Source organism: Shewanella sp. 492 (assembly GCF_059338445.1).
Genome location: NZ_CM181702.1, coordinates 2,944,083 through 2,966,348, shown reverse-complemented (window position 1 = coordinate 2,966,348; position 22,266 = coordinate 2,944,083). Strand labels below are relative to the sequence as shown.

Below are 22,266 nucleotides of genomic sequence, written 5' to 3'. Positions count from 1 at the left end.
TCCGTTATCGGTCGACAAAACGTCTATGGGTATGGATGCTCATTAAGATACCAAAGCCTGTCATCAGCGTCAGCATCGAGGTACCACCGTAACTAATTAAGGGTAATGGCACACCGACTACAGGTAAAATACCCGACACCATGCCTATGTTGACAAAAATATACACAAAGAAGGTTAAAGTAATACTGCCAGCGAGTAAACGGGCAAAACTGGTTTGTGCCCGCGCTGCAATTACTAAGCCGCGGCCAATCACATATAAATAGAGCGCCAATAACAATAGGCTACCGATTAAGCCAAACTCTTCACCAATGACCGCGAAGATAAAATCGGTATGGCGCTCGGGTAAGAATTCTAGTTGTGACTGAGTCCCCTCTAGCCAGCCCTTGCCCCATAAGCCTCCTGAGCCAATAGCAATTTTCGACTGAATAATATGGTAGCCTGCGCCCAAGGGATCCTTTTCAGGATCGAGTAAGGTTAATACCCGCGTGCGTTGATAGTCGTGCATTAAGAAAAACCACAGCACGGGTAACATGGCGAGTACGCCGCCGACAAAGCTGCCGACAATCGCCCAACTCATGCCTGACAAAAACAGTACAAATATCCCTGATGCGGCCACTAAAATTGAGGTGCCTAAGTCTGGTTGTTTGGCAATCAACAACGTCGGGATCAACAGTAACACCCCTGCTCCCGCTAGATAACGCTTCTTTGGTGGTAGCGGAAACTTACTGATATACCAGGCCATAGTGATGGGGAAGGCCAGCTTAATCAGCTCTGAGGGTTGAAATTCCATAAAGCCCAAGTTTAACCAGCGCTGAGCTCCCTTGTTGATCTCACCAAAAAAGTGCACCCCCAGTAACAGCACTATCCCAGTAATATAAATAGGAAATGCCCAACGCCGGAAGACTTCTGGGTTGATTTGTGCCACAAATAGCATGATGGCCAGTGACAGGCCGATACGCACTAATTGACGTTCCATTAGGGCAATATCTTCACCGCCAGCAGAATAGATAACAAATAGGCCAAAGCACATCAGTGCCAAGATCCCCAACAGCAGGGGCAGGTCTATATGTAAACGTTGCCAGATGTTAGGGCGGTGGCTATGGGCGGTCATGGTGCGGCGCTCCGGCGGTGATGGTGGCAGGCTCATCTCTGAGAATATATTCATCGAGTAAGGCGCGTGCGACTGGGCCTGCATTAGCGCCACCCCAGCCGGCATTTTCGAGTACCACGGCTAATACAATTTTGGGTGACTCATAGGGCGCATAAGCAATGATTAGCGCATTATCGCGCAGGTGCTCATCAATGGTGTCGGCATCATACTTTTCATCTTCTGCCACGGTAAATACCTGTGCCGTACCGGTTTTCATCGCGGCGGTGTAACCGGCGTCGACAAAGCGCGATTTATGCGCCGTGTCCTTCATGGCGGTGTTGATGATCTCCCAATTGCGGGGATCTTTCAGTTCCAGTGGGGGCATTTTATCGATCAAGGTATCGACCTTGGTCGTGTCGTTTTCCACCGATTTAAGCAGGTGAGGCACAAATCGCTGGCCATTATTGGCTAAGATAGCCGTTGAATTAGCAAGCTGTAGCGGGGTGGTGGTCCAATACCCTTGGCCTATCCCAACTGAAATGGTGTCACCTATATACCAAGGCTGATTATACTTAGTCCGCTTCCATTCGCGAGAGGGCATAATGCCGGCCGATTCCTCGAAAATATCCACTCCGGTACGTTCACCAAAGCCAAATTGGTGCATAAAGTGGCTCATCTTATCGATGCCAGTTTTATAAGCTAAATCATAGAAGTAGGTGTCGCAGGAGTGCACGAGCGCACCATTGACATCAACCCAGCCATGGCCCCAGCGTTTCCAATCGCGATACTTATGATCGACATTGGGGATCTGCCAAAAGCCCGGGTCCCAGACGCGGGTTTTGGCGGTGACGACTTTATCTTCTAAGCCCAATAGCGCCATATGAGGTTTCACCGTTGAGGCCGGTGCATATTGCCCTTGGGTGGCGCGGTTAATTAAGGGGCGTGAGCGCGAGTTAAGCAGCTCGCCATAGGCTTTAGAGCTAATGCCGTGTACAAATTGGTTCGGATCGTAAGTTGGGCTAGATACCATGGCTAATATTCCGCCATCGCGGGGATCGATAGCCACTATAGAGCCGCGTCTGCCGTCTAATAGCTCCATGGCCTTTTTTTGCAGCTGCAGATCTAAGGTGAGGTGGATATCTTGGCCTGGTATCGGTGCGACCGACTTGAGGGTCCTAATGGTGCGGCCGCGATTATTGACCTCTTCCTCTAGGTGGCCTGGCGTGCCGTGTAACAAATTCTCATAAAACTTTTCAATGCCCTGCTTACCAATGTCTTTGGTGGCGGCATAATTTTTCCATAAGCCAGCGCTTTGTAGGGCTGCTTGATCGCGGTTGTTGATCCGGCCGACATAGCCAAGTACATGGGTCATCAAACCGTTGTAAGGGTAGTGACGTTTAAGGCCTGCATCGATAGAAAATCCGGGGAAGCGATGTTGGTTAACACTGAAGGCGGCGACTTGCTCTTCTGTCAGGCGGTTTTTAACCGTAATAGGCTTAAAGCGGCGATGATATTTTAAGGCTTCCAGCAGATTTTCTCGTTCATCGCTACTGATCTCAATCACCGCGTTAAGCACATCGAGGGTCGAGGCTACGTCAGTGACTTTTTCAGGAATAAGTTCAAGTGAGAAGAAGGGCTGATTTTCTGCCAGCAGTTGCCCATGGCGGTCATAAATCAGGCCGCGACTCGGTGCAACAGGAACCACTCGAATGCGATTGTCATTGGAGCGGGTTTCATAATCGGTGTAAGAGAGGACCTGTAACTGATAGAGATTGGTGAACAGGATGCACAATAACACCACGACACATACGAAAGTAAAAATAGCTCTTCGCTTGAACAGCGAGGCTTCGGCGGCATGGTTATGCATCGCCATCCGTTTACGTGGCGCCAATTATACTCTCTCCAGCAGTAAGTTGGTGTTCGTAATCATTAGCCTATCCTGTGGTGTCCTACGGGCATAGGAGCGCAAGGGTTATTCTCGATGATAGGGATGGTTATTGTTGACGCTCCAGGCCCGATAAAGGCTCTCAGCCACCAATACCCTAACCAAGGGGTGAGGTAATGTCAGTGCTGAAAGGCACCAGCTTTGGGTCGCCGCTTGCTTACAGGCGGGGGCAAGTCCTTCTGGACCACCAATCAGTAAGCTTACGTCGCGTCCATCATGTTGCCACCGGCTAAGCTGGGTTGCCAGTTCTGGTGTTGTCCAGTTTTTGCCGGGGAGATCGAGGCTAACGATATGATTACCTTTCGGTATCGCCGCTAGCATCAGCTCGCCTTCTTTATGAAGAATTCGAGCTATATCGGCATTTTTTCCACGTTTACCCGCTGGGATCTCAGTTAATTCGAAAGGCATATCCCGTGGAAAACGGCGCTGATACTCTTCAAATCCTGTGGTGACCCAACTGGGCATACGGGTGCCAACGGCAACTAACTGTAACTTCATTACTCTGGCTTTTCAGACCACAGCTTTTCAAGCTGGTAAAAATCACGAGTCTTGTCTTGCATCACATGCACAATAACATCGCCTAGGTCGACGAGAACCCATTCGCTGCTATCACGACCTTCAACACCATTGATGTGTAGGTTGGCACGTTTAGCTTCTAGTACCACGTTTTCAGCAATTGCTTTTACGTGAGTCTTAGATGTTCCTGAGCACACCACCATAAAATCGGTGATATTTGATTGCTCACTCACATCTAATACTGTGATATCTCTTGCTTTTAAATCTTCGACTTTGTCGATGACAAATTGTTTTAGCTCGGCGCTTTGCACGCGGTTTTCCTCATTCATTTTTGACAGCGGGGCAGTATAACAGGTTATCTTGCCAAAGTAATCGCCTATAGGCGGCATCAGCAGGGGATTTTTTAGCAAATTAGAACGCCAATAGCAACGCCTGTATCGCGATCAACGGTACAGCTGGTGCTCGGCGATATAGTCGCTAACGACTTTGGGCATGGCGTCAGCGGGCAAGGTGTTGTTAGCCAGTTGCTTTCTTATTTGCGTCGACGAGTAAGGTTGCTCTGTAATGGCCACTGGCAGAATAAGCCCGCCATATTGCCCCCGCTCTGTGGCGATGGCGAGGCTGGTTTTATCGCCGCGGCGCTGTTCAAGTAACTGCTGCATGGGAGAGTCGCTTGCTAGTTGCCAGCCCGGTCGTTGGCATACCACCAAATGGCACAGCTCGAGTAATTGCTGCCATTGATGCCAGCTAGGGAGGTTGATAAATGAGTCCATGCCCATAATAAATAGCAGTTGATCATTAGGGTGCGCCGTACGTAAACGTTTAAGCGTGGCCACTGAATATGACGGGCTGCTACGTTTAATTTCAATATCACATACCTGCATTTGTGGGTATTGCTGGCAGACTAAGCGCGCCATTTGCAGCCGGTGTGCAGTGCTGCACATAGGCTGAGGCTTGTGCGGCGGAATATTATTTGGCATTAGCCACACTTGGTCTAATCCAAGTGCTTGCTGCACCTCAAGTAACGGTGTGATGTGACCATAGTGGAGCGGGTCAAAAGTGCCGCCGAGCAAGCCGATATTCATTTTATGCTAATTCGATATGGCTCAAGTGCTCGTGAGCGCTGGGATCGTACAACAGGCATAGGTGGCTCAAAGCGGTCCAATCTTCGACGCCTTGTTGTTTGAGTCTTAGCTCTGTTTTGGATGCAAACGCCAGCATGGCTTCGATTTGCGTTAGGCTTAAACGCGACAGCGCCGCTTGGTATAACGTTTTACGTTTATCCCAAATACGCAGTTTGCTCCATAAGCTACTGACATTGCCGCCCAGCTCTTGTGCCTGCTTTAGCTGTAATAGCGTGGTCAGCTCTTTAAATTGGCTCCATAATAAAATCGGCATAGCTACGCCTTCGGCCTGCAGTTGCGACAACATATGTTGCGCCTTATCTTGCTGATTATTAAGCAGTACATCGGCTAGCTGGAAAACGGTGAAGCGAGATTGATCTTCAAAGTACTGTTCAAGTTGTTGGCTGTCGATCAGATCGTTAGGGTTGAGCAACTGCAGCAGTTGCAACGCTTGATCGGCGGCGAGCAAGTTACCTTCATATAGGTTAAACAGCATCTGCTGTGCATCTTGGGTCAGCCGTAACTTAAAGTGACTGATTCTGCCTTGCAGCCAGCGCTGAAATTGCGCGCCTTCAGGCGTGGTACACGGAATATAAACGCCTTTAGCGTCGAGACTTTTAAACCACTTAGATTTAGTCTGTTCGCTGGCTAATTTGGGCCCGGTAAGCAGCAATAAGATATCGGGGTTATCGTGTTGCATTAACGCTTGCAACTGTGCGCTGCCGTCACTGCCAGGTTTGGCTTGGGGTAAAAACAACTCAATAATGCGGCGGCTCGCGAACAGGCTCATGGTGTTCCACTCTTCGAGCAAGTCTTGCCAATTAAACCCTGTTTCTTGGGTGAGTTGAATTCGCTCTTCGAAACCGTCGCGTTTGGCTTGGGCGTAAATTAAGGATTTACTGGTTTCGCACAGCCAAGGATCATCGCCAAAGACTAAATAGCATTGGGCTAATGGCGTGAGCTGTTTGGCTAATTGATCTGGATAAACCCGCATTAATTGGTCTCGATTGAAGCCAAAATTTGAATGATTTGGTCAGCCGCTTGGATGCGCATCTCTTTAACCAGCAGTTCCATTTCACGGCTTTTGGCCAGTGCAGTGCGCGGGTCATCGAGGTAATCGCGATGAATTGCCACTTCAAAACGCTGTGCATCACGCTCAGGCAGTTGCACCGCAAATGAGACTTGATAATTGAGCTCATACTCGGCGACATTTCCAGTCGGGTACAAGGAGAGTGTCGTTCTGTCGAGCGAATCATTAAGGATACTCAGCGTGGGTAAGGCCGCGTTCGCGTTAACCACATTGATGCTGTTAAGACGTAAGCGTTCACGCACCAAGCGGGTGAGCTCGCTGTATTGGTCTTCACTGTTAAGATGCAGTGATTTGAGCGCATCGGGAATAGAGTAACTGCGCTGCAGTTTAAAGCCGCAACCGCTGGTGGCCAAAAGGGTCAGGGTTAACAGGGCGAAACACAGGCGTTTAATAAACATAAGTGAGTCTGTTCTTCCTAGAGTAATGATGCTCAGCCTAACAATATAGGCTGAGCATTGCAGCACCTGAATCACAAAGGTTATTCAGGTGCCGGGCTTGCGACAGTTAGCTTGCGACGATATTGAGTAGCTTACCAGGGACATAAATCACTTTACGTATGGTCTTGCCTTCGGTGTGTTTAATCACGCCTTCTTGCGCCATACCCAAAGCTTCAACTGCGTCTTTATCGGCATCGGCCGCGACCGTGATTTTAGCACGTAGCTTGCCGTTAACTTGCACTATGATAAGTTTACTGTCTTCCACTAGCGCCGCCTGATCGACTTCAGGCCACAACACCTCTTCAATCGCTTGTTCGTGTCCTAAAGCTTGCCATAGGCTGAAACACGTGTGCGGAATGATTGGGTACAGTAGACGTACCACAGCGCAAAGCGCTTCTTGCATTAAGGCGCGGTCTTGCTTGCTCTCTGCTGGGGCTTTTTGCAGACGGTTCATCAACTCCATTACCGAGGCGATGGCGGTATTAAACATCTGACGACGCTCAATATCATCACCCACTTTAGCAATGGTCTTGTGCAGCTCGCGGCGCAGCTCTTTCTGTGCTGGATTGAGCGCAGTGAGATCTAAGCTCGTGGTCGGCCCTTGAGACACATGGTCGTGTGCCAGTTTCCATAAACGCTTGATAAAGCGATGCGCGCCTTCAACACTCGACTCTTGCCATTCCAGAGTTAGCTCTGGTGGCGCAGCGAACATCATAAACAAACGTACGGTATCGGCGCCGTATTTATCGACCATCTCTTGTGGGTCAATACCGTTATTTTTAGATTTAGACATCTTGCTCATGCCGGTATAAACCAGTTCATGGCCTTGGCTGTCTACCGCTTTAACGATACGGCCTTTGTCGTCCGTTTCGGTGACGGTGGCATCATTTGGTGAAACCCAAACGCGGGCGCCTTTCTCGTCGTTGTAGTAGAAAGCATCGGCCAACACCATTCCTTGAGTCAGTAGGCGTTTGGCTGGTTCATTACTGTTGACCAAGTCCATATCACGCAGCAACTTGTGGAAAAAACGGAAGTAAAGCAGGTGCATACATGCGTGCTCAATACCGCCGATATATTGATCCACAGGCAACCAGTAGTTGGCTTTCGCAGGATCTAACATCTGGTCTGCGTGTGGGCTGCAGTAACGAGCATAGTACCAAGATGACTCCATAAAGGTGTCAAAGGTGTCGGTTTCTCTGAATGCTTCTTGGCCATTAACTTGAGTCTTGGCCCACTCTTTGTCCGCCTTGATTGGGCTTTGAATACCATCCATCACCACATCTTCTGGCAAGATGACCGGCAGTTGATCTTCTGGCGTTGGCATTACAGTGCCATCGGCGAGTGTGACCATAGGAATAGGAGCCCCCCAGTAACGCTGACGAGAAACTCCCCAGTCGCGCAAACGGAAGTTAACTTGGCGCTTACCTTTTCCTTCGCTCGATAGCTTGGCATCGATGGCATCAAATGCCGCTTGGAAGTCCAGACCATCTAGCTCTGGAAATGCGTCGCCAGAGTTAAACACAATGCCTTTTTCGGTATAAGCTTCTTTACTAATATCAAGCTCACCATCGACTGGCTTAATCACGCCCTCGATTGGCAGGCCATATTTAGTGGCAAATTCATAGTCGCGTTGATCATGACCTGGAACCGACATCACCGCGCCAGTACCGTAGTTCATCAACACAAAGTTAGCTGCCCAAATAGGCACTAACTTACCTGTGAGTGGATGAGTCGCTTTAAGACCAGTATCGACGCCTTTTTTCTCCATCGCAGCCATAGCGGCCTCGGTGGTGTCGGCATTTTTACACTCTTCGATAAAGTCTTTAAGTGTAGGGTTGTTGGCCGCGGCTTGCTCAGCGAGTGGGTGACCGGCGGCAATCGCCACATAAGTCACACCCATAACTGTATCGGGACGCGTGGTATAGATATCGAAACTCTGCTCGCTATCAGCTACTTGGAAGGTCATCTCTATGCCTTCACTGCGACCAATCCAGTTGCGCTGCATGGTCTTGACTTGCTCAGGCCATTCATCGAGTTGGTCGATGTCGTTGAGTAGCTCTTCGGCGTAATCGGTGATTTTAATAAACCACTGAGGGATCTCTTTTTGCACCACTTCGGTGTCACAGCGCCAGCAGCAGCCGTCTTGTACTTGCTCATTGGCGAGTACGGTTTCATCGTTGGGGCACCAGTTAACCGCCGAGGTCTTTTTATAGACTAGGCCTTTTTCGTACAGCTTAGTGAAGAACCATTGTTCCCAGCGGTAGTACTCTGGGGTACAGGTGGCGATTTCACGGCTCCAGTCGTAGCCAAATCCCAGCATTTTCAGCTGGTTTTTCATGTAGTCGATATTTTCGTAAGTCCAAGGAGCTGGCGCCGTCTTGTTATTGATTGCCGCATTTTCAGCTGGCAGGCCAAATGAGTCCCAACCGATAGGTTGTAGGACATTTTTACCCTGAAGACGCTGGTAACGTGCAACTACATCGCCTATGGTGTAGTTGCGAACATGGCCCATATGGAGTCGGCCAGAAGGGTATGGAAACATCGAGAGGCAGTAAAACTTCTCCTTGCTTTCATCCTCGATTACTTCAAATGTTTTTGTGTCTTGCCAGTGCTGCTGCACCTTAGCTTCAATCTCTGAAGGTAGATATTGCTCTTGCATTGATGATTCCCGGCCATGTCGCCTATTATTTGATCTTGCGCACGTTGTGCGCGAGTGAGATCTGCATAGAATAAACTAGAAGTGAGTCATTAAAAAGGTTCGCATGAAGGAGTATTGAACATGAGTCAAAGAAGTGCCGAATTACTATCGCTTTATCAGGCCCTGATCACGCAGGTTAAGTTGGATTTTGCCGACGATAACTCTATGACAGTAAAGGAGTTATATAAGCTTGTCACTAACAGTAAGGACTTTTTGGCTCTCAAACAACAAGCTAAAGCGGAAGAGTTAGCTTTAGTCGAACAATTTTTAAAACGTGATATCGCTGATTACTTGCAAGAGAAAAATGCTACCGACTTAAGCCATAGCCCTACAGTTATCGCGGTAGAAAATACGTTATGGCATTGGTTAAGTGAAATTACTGACCGTAGCCAAGTGGAGTGGCATGAGGTCACGCAAGACTTTAAACATAATGGCCTGTATCAGAGTGGTGAAATTATCGGGCAAGGGACGTTAGTGTGCACCGCCTGTGGCCATGAGATGCGCATTGAGTTTCCAGGGGTGATCCCCGACTGCCCTGAGTGTGATTGCGGGCAGTTTACTCGTGAGGCGCTAACGCCTTAGGGTTAGCTTATGAGTGTCATCAATCTCTTTAACGGCGGCACGGTAGCGCTAATGAGTCTTTGTTCTTAGCGCTACCATCACTATCGAAACGGCTAAGTGGTTAGCTTAATGTTTAGCTTAGTGTTTAGTTGATTTTCATACCTGTACGCTGAGCAATTGATAATCGCTCAGCGCACAAGCCATCGGCGCACAATCACATACCCCAATACGCCCCAACTAAATAGCAATATTGGCCATTGTCCCCAGCGGCTAAACAGCGTTTGCCCTGTCATTAGTGGGATACTGGCGTGTAATACCCCAGTTTCAAATTGCGGTAAGCTGGCGGTGATCTCGCCATCAACATTTACCACTGCGGTGACGCCATTATTGGTGCCCCTGACTAAGGGGCGACCCAGCTCAATGGCGCGCATCTGGGCAATCTCCATATGCTGCAAAGGACCATTTGAGCGGCCAAACCACGCGTCGTTAGACACCGTCAGCAGTAATTCGGTGTTGTTGGTCACATTAGCGCGCAGTTGCTCAGGAAAGGCTATTTCGTAGCAGATAGCGGGCGCGACTTGATGGCCTAGGGCATTGAGATTAGGTTGCTGATAATCGCCGCGAGCAAATGAAGACATGGGTAAGTTGAAAAAAGGTGCTAGCGGGCGTAGCAAGGACTCAAAGGGCACAAATTCACCAATAGGGAGAAGGTGATGCTTTCTAAACTCATTAATTCCATTGGCTTGATAATCCGGGCTACTTTGCATCGGCGCCTGGTGATTGCCTAAGACAATAAGCGAGTTATAAAACTGCTGTTGTTGACGGCTGATAATGCCGGTAATGATGGCGCTATTATTAAGATTGGCCACCTGATTGGCATTGTCGAGAAAATCACTCACCATATCTTCAGGAGCGGGAATTGCAGCCTCTGGCCAGATAAAAATATCGGTATTAGCAAATTCAGGTCGCGACAAGTCCATATATTTAAGCATGGTGGGCCATAGGGCTTCGGGCTGCCATTTCATGCTTTGGGCAATATTGCCTTGCACCAAGGTGACATTAACCTGTTTACCGGTAGGCGTGATGGGTGACAGTACTTTAGTCATGTAGCTCGCTGAGCAGGCCACTAATACGATGATGAATAAAGGCGCGCCGCGCTTTGCCAATGATGTTTTATGAGCGCTAAACAGCAACGCAAGCGCGCCAGCCAACAGTGCTACTAGGTAACTGAGGCCGAGTGCGCCGATCACACTGGCTAATGGACTCAACGGGCCGCTGGTTTGGCTGTACCCGGCCCATAACCAAGGAAACCCCGTCAATACCCAGCCACGAGACCATTCGGTGAGCATCCAAAGGGCAGGGAAGAGTAATAGGTTGCGCAGATAATGCGATTGCGGCGTCAGCTTGGCCAGTAAATAGCCTGCCAGCGCAGGATACAGTGCCAAATACAGGGCCAATAACGCCATTAATCCAATAGAGGCCGCCAGCGGCAGGCCGCCGAAGGTGTCCATGCTCACGTGCACCCAGCTAATGCCTACTGAGAAGCAGCCAAAGCCAAAGCTAAGCCAATAGTAAAATGTCAGCTTCGGTGAGAGTGGCTGGCTTTGACTAAGGGCAAAGGCCATTGAAACCAGATAGATAGGCCATAGGCCATAGGGAGCAAACGCAAGGGTAGTGCTGGCACCCGCCAGATAGGCGAGCACCAGTTTTAACCAAGGTTGATGGGCTATAGCCCTAAGTGGTAGCAGCATTTAAGCCTCATCAAGGGGATACGAAACTAGTCGTTATCGTTGTCAGTTTGGTTATCGGGTAATTTAACCCTGAGTTGGACCAGTCTGCGGGTATCGGCGCTAATGACTTTAAATTCTATATCGTCGATCATCACCTTTTCATTACGTTCAGGCAGGTGCCCAAAAGCATGGGAGACCAAACCACCGACAGTATCAAATTCTTCGTCACTAAAGTGAGTACCAAATTTTTCATTAAAGTCTTCAATGGGCGTTAAGGCTTTAACCATATAAAGCTGTTTGCCCACTTGACGGATTTCCGTTTCTTCGGCCGAATCGTGGTCAAATTCATCTTCAATTTCACCGACAATCTCTTCGAGAATATCTTCAATCGTCACCAAGCCCGATACGCCACCATATTCATCGACGACAATCGCCATGTGGTAGCGTTGTGAACGGAACTCTTTTAATAAGACATCAACACGCTTGCTCTCTGGCACAACAACAGCAGGGCGGATCACTTGCCCTAAAGAAAAAGGTTCGTCGTTGTTTTTAAAGCCGTATTTAAGCAGATCTTTGGCAAGTAAAATGCCTTCGATATGATCTTTATCTTCGTTGACGACAGGAAAGCGAGAGTGTGCAGAACCAATGACTGTCGACAGTAGTTCTTCAACTGTACTATCAATCTTTAGCGCCACAATTTGTGCTCGTGGGATCATGATGTCACGCACGCGCAGATCGGAAACTTCTAAAACACCTTTTATCATCTCGCGAGTGTCTTCGCTAATCACTTCTCTTAGCTCAGCATCGTGGATCACTTCCACTAACTCGTCGCGACTCTGTGGTTCGCCCTGGAATAACTGACTTACTTTTTCAAACCAGCCCTTCTTGTGGGCGTTGGTACTCGGTGGGATGTCATCGCTCATAGTAATTTCCTGGCTATTACAGCCAATTATTGCTCCTTGTAAGGATTAGGAAAGCCTAGGCTTTCAATCAGTTGAGTCTCTAAGGACTCCATCTCTTCTGCTTCGCTATCATCGATGTGATCATACCCTAGCAGATGCAGACAACCATGTACAACCATATGAGCCCAGTGGGCTTCTAAGGCTTTATCTTGTTGTTTTGCTTCAGCTTCGACAACGGGTACGCAGATCACTAAATCGCCAAGTAGTGGTAATTCCACTTCTGGAGGCGCTTCAAACGGGAATGATAGCACATTTGTCGGCTTGTCTTTACCGCGATAGCTATGATTTAAGCGTTGGCTCTCTTCTATGTCAACCAGTCGAATCGTCATTTCAGCTTCGGCCATAGTGTTGCCCAGTGCTAAGCGCACCCAGGTTTCAAATTGTGCCTGAGTCGGAAGCGCTTGGCTGTCGGTTGCAATTTGCAGGTCGAGACTCAATGCAAGAGTAGGGTGATCAGACATCATGTTGGGCTTGTTCTTGGGTTTGGTATTGGCTTGCGCGCTTGGCTTTTTCGCTAGCCATTTTTTGCTCATGGGCTTCATAAGCTTCGACAATTCGGGCCACAACGGGGTGGCGCACCACATCTTTGGCTTGGAAAAAGTTAAAGCTCACCTCATCGACATCACTAAGGACTTCAATGGCGTGACGCAAGCCTGATTTTTGGTGCTTGGGCAGATCGATCTGAGTAATATCGCCGGTGATCACGGCGCGCGAATTAAAACCGATGCGGGTTAAAAACATCTTCATCTGCTCGACGGTGGTATTTTGGCTTTCGTCTAAGATGATAAAGGCATCGTTTAGGGTTCGTCCGCGCATATAGGCAAGTGGCGCCACTTCGATAACGCTGCGTTCAATTAATCGTTCGACTTTTTCAAAGCCCATCATCTCAAATAGTGCATCGTATAGCGGGCGCAGATACGGATCGACCTTTTGGCTTAAATCACCTGGCAGAAAGCCCAGTTTCTCACCGGCTTCAACCGCAGGGCGCGTCAGTAAGATGCGTCTTACCTCTTGGCGCTCGAGGGCATCGACTGCGGCGGCGACCGCAAGGTAGGTTTTACCCGTACCAGCAGGGCCAACGCCAAAGCTGATGTCATGGCGGACGATATTGGCCACATAATCACTTTGGTTGGGGTTTCTTGGCTTAATGACACCGCGTTTGGTTTTTATATACAGCTCTTTGTCATCGCGGGGGGCGTCGGCCTCTAGCGCGATGGCAGCTTGAATAGCCATATGAACAGCATCTGGCTCTAAGTCAGGAGTACTGCCTCGTACAGGCTGGGTTTCAACATACAGCTCTTTGAGTAAGTTGTTGGCGGTTAAGCAGTTGCGTGGCAGGCCAACAATTTGAAAATGGTTGTTGCGGTAATTGATCTCAACACCGATGCGGCGTTCTAACTGTTTGATGTTGTCATCAAAAGGGCCGCATAGCGATGCAAGCCTACGGCTGTCAGCGGGTTCGAGATACAAATTGAGGGTGGTTAATTTATTTGACAAAAATAACTCCAAATGATGTTTGTCTGTATCCACAAATAGGGTTAATTCAGACAGTTTACGAGGCATTAAGTTGAAATGCTAACGCTAATTTTAGTGATCGATTCCATTCAAAGGGGACCACAGGTGTAGTGGCCTAGGTGTACTGGCAAGTCGAGCGAGCAATAAAAAAGCGACTGTGATGACAGTCGCTTTGATTCAACTTAGGTTGTCACTCGCCCAAGTGTTTAAGGGATGTACTGGGTGACGCCTAGCTCATCATCTTTCTTGTGCTTAGCTAAGATGTCTGATGGACGAAGATCGCGACGTAAATCCATCTCATCTTCACCACGGATAAAGATACCGCGTAATGAATTAGTGTAAACGTCGACAATTTCAACATCGACAAAGCTGCCAATGTGCTTAGGATCGCCCTCGAAGTTCACCACGCGGTTATTCTCGGTGCGTCCACGTAGCTCCATTGGGTTTTTAACCGATGGCCCTTCGACTAAGATACGCTGCACGGTCCCGAGCATTTGACGACTGTAACGCATCGCTTGCTGGGTGATCCTGTCTTGCAATATGGCTAAGCGCTCTTTTTTCTCTTCCATTGAGACATCATCTGGCAGATCGGCCGCAGGCGTGCCCGGACGAGCGCTATAGATAAAGCTAAAGCTGTGGTCAAATTGCACATCTTCTATCAACTTCATGGTGTCAGCGAAATCTTGTTTCGACTCACCGGGGAAGCCAATAATAAAGTCAGAGCTTATCTGAATATCGGGACGTGCTTTGCGCAGACGACGAATGATAGATTTATATTCAATCGCCATATGACCGCGTTTCATCTGGGTCAAAATCAGATCGGAGCCCGACTGCACAGGCAGGTGCAGGAAGCTCACCAATTCTGGGGTATCTTCATATACATCTATGATATCTTGAGTAAATTCAATCGGATGGCTGGTGGTAAAACGAATACGGTCAATACCGTCGATGGCTGCCACATAGCGCAGCAGTTCGGCAAACGTACAAATGTCATCGTCGTGAGTAGCACCACGATAAGCATTCACGTTTTGGCCAAGTAGATTGACCTCACGCACTCCTTGAGCCGCTAATTGGGCGATCTCTAAAATGACGTCATCGAGCGGGCGGCTGACCTCTTCACCGCGTGTGTATGGCACTACGCAGAAAGAGCAGTACTTGCTACAGCCTTCCATAATCGATACGAAGGCACTTGGCCCTTCGGCACGTGGCTCTGGCAGGCGGTCAAATTTCTCGATTTCAGGGAAACTGACATCGATAACCGCTTTGCCGCCTTGCTGGATTTGGTCAATCATTTCAGGCAAACGGTGCAAGGTCTGTGGCCCAAAGATCAGATCCACACACTGGGCTCTGTCTTTAATCGCCTTACCTTCTTGCGAGGCAACGCAGCCGCCAACACCAATGATAAGGCTTGGATTTTTATCTTTTAAGGTTTTCCAGCGACCAAGCTGGTGAAACACCTTTTCTTGCGCTTTTTCACGGATTGAGCAGGTGTTAAGCAGCAGTACATCCGCCTCTTCTGCATTATCCGTTAAGGTATACCCTTGGTATTCGTCTAGTAGGTCGGCCATCTTTGATGAGTCATACTCATTCATCTGACAGCCCCAAGTTTTAATATGGAGTTTCTTACTCATCAGTTTTGCGCCGTGGTTGCAATTACTGGGAAAAATAGCGCGACATTTTACCCTTTGAGCATCACTCTGGCTACCTTTTGCGCGTTATATATTAGAAATTACTCCGGGCTAAAGGTTTTTGCCGTTAACATTGAAGTTGGCGTTGTGTCGAAAGCAGGTTCAAGGGCTGCCGTTTCGAAGGCTCGGGCCATTGCAAGGCTGCTACTTCTGGCTTGATCTTGTATGCTGTCATAGATTTCAACTCTATATTGACTGCGCCATTCTGTCGTATATTGATATAGGGCATAATCTAGCGGTGCGCGGTAGGTTACAGTAATGACTTCCATAACCTCAGTTTGTTCGGCTAACGCTACATTGGCGATTAATGATGAGGAAATCATTACACTGGCAATTATTGAGCGTTTCATAGTGAACCTCTAATGCAATAAATAGTGAATGTAGGTGCATGAGTGAGTCTCCATACTGACTAACGTCCACAACCACTATAGGACAAGCTGGGCTTGGGCTCAGCCGCCTTTGTAACTGAGTGTGAGTGAGTGCTGTGTCAGTCATATTTGCATACGTAATAGGCCTAATTGACATATTTAGACACAGAAATTGGCCGTCCAGCGATCTAAAGTGCTATCGCTATAGGTAATAGCTCTTTGTTTAGTCATAATCGGGCACTAGAAAGTTATCCATCAGGGAGAAAAGCGCAAGGTGAGTCAGAATCAAAGCCAACATCTAGAGCAAGATATCGTGATCCTCGGCGGTGGCATGGTGGGAGCCGCGACCGCAATTGGGTTAGCTCAGCTAGGGTTAAAGGTTGCCGTTATTGAATCTTTTGCGCCTAAAGCGTACAGCCCTGAGCAACCATTGGATTTACGTGTTTCAGCCATCAGCGTCGCTTCTGAGCAGTTGCTGCAACAGCTAGGAGCGCTCGAGGCTATTGCCGCGATGCGTCAAGTTGCCTATAAAGGGCTGGAAACCTGGGAGCTTGATGGGTGCCAGACACAGTTCCATAGCGATCAAGTTGGGGCGACTCATCTTGGGCACATTGTCGAAAATCGTGTGGTGCAACTAGCCTTATGGCAAGCATTTGACCAATATGATAATTTGCAGCTTATCTGCCCGGTGAAGGTCGACCAGCTTAACCGTAGCGAGCAGAGGGTTAGGCTGCAATTAAGTAATAACACAAGCATAGATACTCGCTTGTTAGTCGGCGCCGATGGGGCTAACTCTCAAGTTCGTCAGTGGGCAGGGATCGGTTTGACGGGGTGGGATTATGCCCAGTCGGCGATGTTGATTAATATTGAGACCCAGCAGGAAGAGCAAGATGTCACTTGGCAACAGTTTACTCCCCAAGGCCCACGCTCTTTGTTGCCGCTACCGGGTCGCAACGCGTCTTTAGTGTGGTACGACGATGCAAATAGGATTGCGCAGTTAAGCGGATTAAGTTCTGAGGCGATGTACGATCAAATTAACGCCCATTTCCCCGCGCGCCTCGATCGGGCATTTAAAGTGGTGTCTCATGGTAGCTTTAAGCTTACCAGACGTCATGCGCAGCGCTACTATCAGGATAATGTGGTGATTTTAGGTGACGCCGCCCACACGATCAATCCATTAGCTGGTCAAGGGGTGAATATTGGCTTTAAAGATGTGGCTGCATTAATAGCATCGGTTAAAGAGGCAATCGATGCTCAGCGCAGCTGGTGGACTCAAGATGTGTTGGCGCAATATCAGCGCCGCCGCTATGGCGACAATTTGTTGATGATGAGCACCATGGATCTCTTTTATGCCGGCTTTAGTAACAATAACTTGCCGCTGAAATTACTGCGTAATAGTGCACTTAAAATCGCCAATATTGACTCGCCGATTAAACATAAGGTGTTGAAATACGCCATGGGCCTCTAAGCGTCAACTCAAACGAGCTGGCTTTACCTATCATCTAATGGATCGAGCCGCTCACCGTTCAGCCTCCTCACCTCTCATGGCGATTGATTTAGCGGGTGAGGTTAATCGCTTAGGCCTTAGGGCATGGCGCAGTGCTAACCTTCCTTAAATTCCGCTGTCTTCACTACAACAAATTTGTTGCTCGGGCGATAGAGTGCTAAAATGCCGCGTTTTTATGCGCCCTTGCGAGATGGACATAGGTTAAATGAGCAATATTAAGCTGATTGTTGGGCTTGCAAACCCAGGTGAGAAGTACGAGCAAACCCGCCACAATGCGGGCGCTTGGTATGTTAATGAACTGGCGCGCGTTTGCGGCGTAACATTAGTTGCAGACAGTAAATATTACGGCCTTACAGCGAGAGCGACCCTATACGGTAAAGATGTTCGCCTATTGATCCCAACCACGTTTATGAACCTCAGCGGTAAATCGGTTGGTGCCTTGGCTAATTTCTTTCGCATCGAACCCGAAGAGATCCTGGTCGCCCATGATGAACTGGATATGCCGCCCGGCGTGGCCAAGTTTAAACTCGGTGGCGGTCATGGTGGTCACAACGGTTTAAAAGATATCATTGCTAGGCTTGCCAATAATAAAGGCTTTTATCGTTTGCGCATTGGTATCGGTCATCCAGGTGATAAGAGCCTAGTGAGCAATTATGTTTTAGGTAAGGCGCCGCAAGTTGAGCAAAGGTTAATCGAAGACGTGATTGACGAAGCGGTGCGGGCCACCGAACTGTTATTTAAAGAAGATATGAGTAAGGCGATGCATAGACTGCATTCTTACAAGGCGGGTTAATCCATCACATTCTGAAGCAATCAGGTGTGAGCAGCGTTATTATTAGTTGTGCTGATAATACTAATTGAATAAAGGTAAAAATATGGGTTTTAAATGTGGCATCGTTGGCCTACCAAACGTAGGTAAATCGACATTGTTCAACGCACTGACTAAAGCGGGCATCGAAGCGTCTAACTTCCCGTTTTGTACGATTGAACCTAACACCGGTGTGGTGCCTGTGCCCGATCCACGATTAGCGGCATTGGCTGAAATCGTTAAGCCTGAGCGTATTTTGCCGACCACGATGGAATTTGTCGACATCGCAGGCCTAGTGGCGGGCGCTTCTAAAGGTGAAGGGCTTGGAAATAAGTTCCTTGCTAATATTCGTGAAACCGATGCGATTGGTCATGTTGTGCGTTGCTTTGAAGATGACAATATCGTGCATGTGGCGAATAAAGTGTCGCCAGCCAGTGACATTGAAGTGATCAATACCGAATTAGCCTTAGCTGACTTAGACTCGTGCGAGCGCGCTATTACGCGTCAGCAAAAGCGTGCAAAAGGTGGCGATCAAGAAGCTAAGTTCGAAGTCAGCGTGTTAGAAAAGATGCGCCCAGTATTGGACGAAGGTCAAATGCTGCGTTCAATGGACTTAACTAAGGAAGAGTTGGCGGCAGTCGCTTACCTTAATTTCCTTACACTTAAGCCAACCATGTATATCGCGAACGTCGCTGAAGATGGCTTTGAAAATAATCCGCATCTGGATACGGTTCGCGACATTGCGGCCAAAGAGAATGCCGTGGTGGTTGCCGTGTGTGCTGCCATTGAATCTGAGCTGGCTGAGATGGACGCTGAAGACCGTGAAGAGTTTATGGCCGACCTTGGCTTAACCGAACCTGGATTGGATCGTGTGATCCGCGCTGGTTACGAGCTACTCGATCTGCACACCTACTTTACCGCAGGTGTTAAAGAGGTGCGTGCTTGGACCGTTAAAGTTGGGGCGAGTGCACCACAAGCCGCTGGCGTTATCCATACGGACTTTGAGCGCGGCTTTATTCGCGCCCAGGTGATGTCTTATGATGACTTTATTACCTATAAAGGTGAAGCTGGCGCGAAAGAAGCGGGTAAACTGCGTATCGAAGGTAAAACCTATATCGTTAAAGATGGCGATGTAATGCACTTCCTATTTAACGTATAAGCACGAGGCTAATCTTGTTAATAAAATAGCAAGGGGCATCATAGAATCTAAACGGCTCAATACATTATTGAGCCGTTTTTGTATTTTAAGGCCTATATCGATCTGCTATTTAATCCCTGCCTAAGGCCTAATATGGCGCTTTTATCCGCTTTATTGGATAACTGCTGCTCACTTTGGTGAGTTTATAAGCGAACGATGAGGTAAGTGTAAATTAGCGAAAAAAAGCTGTTGACCTCAATACGCTGAATAAGCATAATACGCCCCGTTCCTCACCAAGAGGGACGCGTAAGAAAACGATGGCAATGTAGCTCAGCTGGTTAGAGCACAGCACTCATAATGCTGGGGTCGCAGGTTCAAGTCCCGCCATTGCTACCATCTTATTCGGATGGAAAATGAATGCGTAGCGAGTCGGTATAAGCCCCGGCAATATGGCTACCATCTTCTCTAAGATGTAAAACTTGAGGTAAGCCAACTAGTTGATGATTGATGTTATATCTGTCAGCAGAAATAGGGTTGGTAACATCTTAACCAAGATGTAAAACTAGGTACCGCGTGAGAGTGGTGGATGTTGATAGTTAGACTCGCCATATCTTAATGCCATCTTAATCTAGATGTAAAACCTGATGCAGTGCGGGAGTGGTGGAATTGGTAGACACGCCAGATTTAGGTTCTGGTGCCGTAAGGTGTGAGAGTTCAAGTCTCTCTTCCCGTACCATTTATTTTAAGTTAGAGATTGTAACGTCTTTAACTTGAAGCAAGAAAAGATTGGGGTATCGCCAAGCGGTAAGGCACCGGGTTTTGATCTCGGCATTCCCAGGTTCGAATCCTGGTACCCCAGCCATTTCTTTTTGCTTCACACAGTTTTGGGGTATCGCCAAGCGGTAAGGCACCGGGTTTTGATCTCGGCATCCCCAGGTTCGAATCCTGGTACCCCAGCCATTATCTATATGATAATATGTGGCAATGTAGCTCAGCTGGTTAGAGCACAGCACTCATAATGCTGGGGTCGCAGGTTCAAGTCCCGCCATTGCTACCATCTTATTCAGATGTAAAATGAAGGCGCAACTTGAGTGAGTTGCCATCTTAATCGAGATGTAAAGCTAGGTGCAGCGTGAGAGTAGTGGATGTTGATAGTTAGACACGCCAGATCCATAATGCCATCTTAATCAAGATGTAAAACTAGATGCAGTGCGGGAGTGGTGGAATTGGTAGACACGCCAGATTTAGGTTCTGGTGCCGTAAGGTGTGAGAGTTCAAGTCTCTCCTCCCGTACCATTTATTATAAGTTGCAACCTTGTAGTCTACGAGGATGTAACAAAAGCGAAAGCTTTTGGGGTATCGCCAAGCGGTAAGGCACCGGGTTTTGATCTCGGCATTCCCAGGTTCGAATCCTGGTACCCCAGCCATTATTAACCACCCAAGTCATTGACTTGAGTGAATGGGTTAGCCCCATCATCTTTAATCAGGATGTAAAACTTGATGCAGTGCGGGAGTGGTGGAATTGGTAGACACGCCAGATTTAGGTTCTGGTGCCGTAAGGTGTGAGAGTTCAAGTCTCTCCTCCCGTACCATTTATTAAAAACAAATAAGCCTGTCTTTTTGACGGGCTTTTTTGTGTCTGAAATCTGCTCCTGCTATCTTGCGCCCCTTATTGTTCATTAGTGCTAATCGATGCTCACTCATGGCTTAATCACCCCATAACAGTCATTTTTATAGTTTTAGAGGCTTAACCCTTAATCACTACATACTGACTAAATCCGCGCGGTTGTTGATATTGCCATCTGTAATATTGCCACCTAAGGCATAGTAGGTCGTCAGAGCGACTGAGTGAATAGAGGGCAAGAAGGTAAAGAATAGCGATGTTTGGGCTGATGGCGCTTCTAATCGCACTTGTACATCGTTTTATTGGTTGCCATACAAATGATGTAAGCCAAGCGCGGGATGATAAGCTGCGCGGACTTAGGGCTATGTTATAGGCAGGACTGGAGATAAAGAGTAGAGCGGCATGTTGTGGGAGGGGACGCTCAGATGGCTGCCATTGAAAGGCATAAAAAAACGCACTCAATTGAGTGCGTTTTCTGTTTAAACAATCTAATTGATTAGTGCTTGAACATCGCAGAGATAGACTCTTCGTTACTGACACGGCGGATCGCTTCAGCCATCACAGTCGACATGGTCAACTGGGTAACCTTATCTAATGCTGCAATTTCAGGGCTTAGCGGAATGGTATCGGTCACAATGACTTCATCAATCACTGATTCAGCAATGTTCTTAGCAGCGTTGCCAGAGAATACTGGGTGAGTCGCATAAGCAAATACTCGGTTAGCACCATGTTCTTTTAATGCTTCAGCAGCTTTACACAGTGTGCCACCGGTATCAATCATATCGTCAACGATAATACAGTCACGGCCTTGAACGTCACCGATGATATGCATAACCTGCGCGACGTTTGCCTGTGGACGACGCTTATCGATAATGGCGAGATCTGAGTCATCAAGTAGTTTGGCGACCGCGCGAGCACGTACTACACCGCCGATATCGGGTGACACTACGACAGGGTTATCTAACTTCTTAGCTAACATATCTTCTAACAGTACTGGGCTACCAAATACGTTATCAACAGGTACATCGAAGAAACCTTGGATCTGCTCGGCATGTAAGTCACAAGTCAGTACGCGGTCAACGCCTACACTTGATAAGAAATCGGCAACCACTTTAGCGGTAATAGGTACACGAGCGCTACGAACACGACGATCTTGACGTGCGTAACCAAAGTAAGGAATAACCGCTGTAATACGGCCAGCAGATGCGCGACGTAACGCATCAACCATCACGATAAGTTCCATCAAGTTATCGTTAGTCGGTGCACAAGTAGATTGAATGATAAATACATCCGCACCACGTACATTTTCGTTAATCTGGACACTGATTTCACCGTCGCTGAAAACGCCAACCTCTGCGTCTCCGAGTTTACAAAATAGACGATCTGCTATCTTCTTTGCGAGACTGGGTGTTGCGTTACCGGCAAATAGTTTAATGTCAGGCACTGTATGAACCTCAGGCGTATG

Annotated in this window: 19 protein-coding genes and 8 tRNA genes; 12 read left to right on the top strand and 15 right to left on the bottom strand. The window is 48.1% G+C overall.

Translation table 11 applies throughout. From position 1 onward, the window contains the following. Positions 1–4 precede the first annotated feature (4 nt). From rodA to leuS, 8 genes are all read right to left on the bottom strand, one after another. The gene (rodA, locus tag AC5YBX_RS13115) at positions 5–1,111 is read right to left on the bottom strand and encodes a rod shape-determining protein RodA (RefSeq protein ID WP_494524822.1); all 1,107 of its coding nucleotides are present in this window, start codon (positions 1,109–1,111) and stop codon (positions 5–7) included. Then, the gene (gene mrdA / locus AC5YBX_RS13110) at positions 1,098–2,981 is read right to left on the bottom strand and encodes a penicillin-binding protein 2 (RefSeq protein WP_494523804.1); all 1,884 of its coding nucleotides are present in this window, start codon (positions 2,979–2,981) and stop codon (positions 1,098–1,100) included. Before mrdA ends, rodA begins: the two co-directional genes overlap by 14 nt. An 81-nt stretch (positions 2,982–3,062) precedes the next feature. After that, positions 3,063–3,533, bottom strand: a complete 471-nt coding sequence (gene rlmH / locus AC5YBX_RS13105; protein WP_119978369.1) for a 23S rRNA (pseudouridine(1915)-N(3))-methyltransferase RlmH — start codon at positions 3,531–3,533, stop codon at positions 3,063–3,065. Then, a complete protein-coding gene (rsfS, locus tag AC5YBX_RS13100; protein WP_110457874.1) occupies positions 3,533–3,862 on the bottom strand; it encodes a ribosome silencing factor in 330 nt (109 codons plus the stop codon). The genes rlmH and rsfS overlap by 1 nt, the downstream gene beginning before the upstream one ends. 132 nt (positions 3,863–3,994) lie before the next feature. After that, positions 3,995–4,636, bottom strand: coding sequence for a nicotinate-nucleotide adenylyltransferase (nadD, locus tag AC5YBX_RS13095; RefSeq protein ID WP_494523803.1), 642 nt, complete (start codon positions 4,634–4,636; stop codon positions 3,995–3,997). A 1-nt stretch (position 4,637) separates the two neighbouring features. Further along, on the bottom strand, positions 4,638–5,669 hold the full coding sequence (holA, locus tag AC5YBX_RS13090; RefSeq protein WP_494521145.1) for a DNA polymerase III subunit delta: 1,032 nt from the start codon (positions 5,667–5,669) through the stop codon (positions 4,638–4,640). Further along, entirely contained in the window at positions 5,669–6,163 is a 495-nt protein-coding gene (locus AC5YBX_RS13085; protein WP_494523802.1) for an LPS-assembly lipoprotein LptE, read from the bottom strand. Before AC5YBX_RS13085 ends, holA begins: the two co-directional genes overlap by 1 nt. Before the next feature lie 106 nt (positions 6,164–6,269). Next, entirely contained in the window at positions 6,270–8,861 is a 2,592-nt protein-coding gene (leuS, locus tag AC5YBX_RS13080; protein WP_494523801.1) for a leucine--tRNA ligase, read from the bottom strand. 120 nt (positions 8,862–8,981) lie between these two features. On the opposite strand from leuS, the gene AC5YBX_RS13075 reads away from it, so the two are divergent. Beyond that, positions 8,982–9,482 (top strand): zinc ribbon-containing protein, encoded by a 501-nt coding sequence (locus AC5YBX_RS13075; RefSeq protein ID WP_494521147.1) that lies wholly within the window; start codon positions 8,982–8,984, stop codon positions 9,480–9,482. A gap of 167 nt (positions 9,483–9,649) precedes the next feature. On the opposite strand, the gene lnt is transcribed toward AC5YBX_RS13075, so the two are convergent. The 6 genes from lnt to AC5YBX_RS13045 all read right to left on the bottom strand — a co-directional run bounded on the left by lnt (position 9,650) and on the right by AC5YBX_RS13045 (position 15,706). Beyond that, positions 9,650–11,212, bottom strand: a complete 1,563-nt coding sequence (gene lnt, locus AC5YBX_RS13070; protein ID WP_494521148.1) for an apolipoprotein N-acyltransferase — start codon at positions 11,210–11,212, stop codon at positions 9,650–9,652. Positions 11,213–11,238: 26 nt separating this feature from the next. Next, positions 11,239–12,114 (bottom strand): CNNM family magnesium/cobalt transport protein CorC, encoded by an 876-nt coding sequence (gene corC, locus AC5YBX_RS13065; RefSeq protein WP_110457830.1) that lies wholly within the window; start codon positions 12,112–12,114, stop codon positions 11,239–11,241. A gap of 26 nt (positions 12,115–12,140) precedes the next feature. After that, on the bottom strand, positions 12,141–12,617 hold the full coding sequence (ybeY, locus tag AC5YBX_RS13060) for an rRNA maturation RNase YbeY (protein ID WP_110457829.1): 477 nt from the start codon (positions 12,615–12,617) through the stop codon (positions 12,141–12,143). After that, positions 12,607–13,650, bottom strand: a complete 1,044-nt coding sequence (locus AC5YBX_RS13055; protein ID WP_475514597.1) for a PhoH family protein — start codon at positions 13,648–13,650, stop codon at positions 12,607–12,609. The genes ybeY and AC5YBX_RS13055 overlap by 11 nt, the downstream gene beginning before the upstream one ends. Positions 13,651–13,874: 224 nt before the next feature. Continuing rightward, on the bottom strand, positions 13,875–15,299 hold the full coding sequence (gene miaB / locus AC5YBX_RS13050; RefSeq protein WP_475514596.1) for a tRNA (N6-isopentenyl adenosine(37)-C2)-methylthiotransferase MiaB: 1,425 nt from the start codon (positions 15,297–15,299) through the stop codon (positions 13,875–13,877). A 98-nt stretch (positions 15,300–15,397) separates the two neighbouring features. Continuing rightward, the gene (locus AC5YBX_RS13045) at positions 15,398–15,706 is read right to left on the bottom strand and encodes a hypothetical protein (protein WP_494521149.1); all 309 of its coding nucleotides are present in this window, start codon (positions 15,704–15,706) and stop codon (positions 15,398–15,400) included. A gap of 349 nt (positions 15,707–16,055) precedes the next feature. On the opposite strand from AC5YBX_RS13045, the gene AC5YBX_RS13040 reads away from it, so the two are divergent. From AC5YBX_RS13040 to AC5YBX_RS12990, 11 genes are all read left to right on the top strand, one after another. Next, positions 16,056–17,192 (top strand): FAD-dependent monooxygenase, encoded by a 1,137-nt coding sequence (locus tag AC5YBX_RS13040; RefSeq protein ID WP_494521595.1) that lies wholly within the window; start codon positions 16,056–16,058, stop codon positions 17,190–17,192. 244 nt (positions 17,193–17,436) lie between these two features. Beyond that, positions 17,437–18,024 (top strand): aminoacyl-tRNA hydrolase, encoded by a 588-nt coding sequence (gene pth, locus AC5YBX_RS13035; RefSeq protein WP_110457825.1) that lies wholly within the window; start codon positions 17,437–17,439, stop codon positions 18,022–18,024. A gap of 82 nt (positions 18,025–18,106) precedes the next feature. Then, entirely contained in the window at positions 18,107–19,198 is a 1,092-nt protein-coding gene (ychF, locus tag AC5YBX_RS13030; protein ID WP_494521150.1) for a redox-regulated ATPase YchF, read from the top strand. 298 nt (positions 19,199–19,496) lie between these two features. Next, positions 19,497–19,573: transfer RNA gene (locus tag AC5YBX_RS13025), tRNA-Met, on the top strand. 255 nt (positions 19,574–19,828) lie between these two features. Next, positions 19,829–19,913 (top strand) — tRNA-Leu (locus AC5YBX_RS13020). A 51-nt stretch (positions 19,914–19,964) separates the two neighbouring features. Then, positions 19,965–20,039 (top strand) — tRNA-Gln (locus AC5YBX_RS13015). Positions 20,040–20,062: 23 nt separating this feature from the next. Next, positions 20,063–20,137: transfer RNA gene (locus AC5YBX_RS13010), tRNA-Gln, on the top strand. Positions 20,138–20,157: 20 nt separating this feature from the next. Continuing rightward, positions 20,158–20,234, top strand: a tRNA-Met gene (locus AC5YBX_RS13005). Between the two features lie 154 nt (positions 20,235–20,388). After that, positions 20,389–20,473, top strand: a tRNA-Leu gene (locus AC5YBX_RS13000). Between the two features lie 56 nt (positions 20,474–20,529). Further along, positions 20,530–20,604, top strand: a tRNA-Gln gene (locus AC5YBX_RS12995). 80 nt (positions 20,605–20,684) lie between these two features. Next, a tRNA-Leu gene (locus AC5YBX_RS12990) sits at positions 20,685–20,769 on the top strand. A gap of 528 nt (positions 20,770–21,297) precedes the next feature. Here AC5YBX_RS12990 and AC5YBX_RS12985 read toward each other — a convergent pair. Next, complete coding sequence (locus AC5YBX_RS12985) at positions 21,298–22,245, bottom strand: ribose-phosphate pyrophosphokinase (RefSeq protein ID WP_110457872.1); 948 nt, start codon at positions 22,243–22,245, stop codon at positions 21,298–21,300. Between the last annotated feature and the right edge of the window lie 21 nt (positions 22,246–22,266).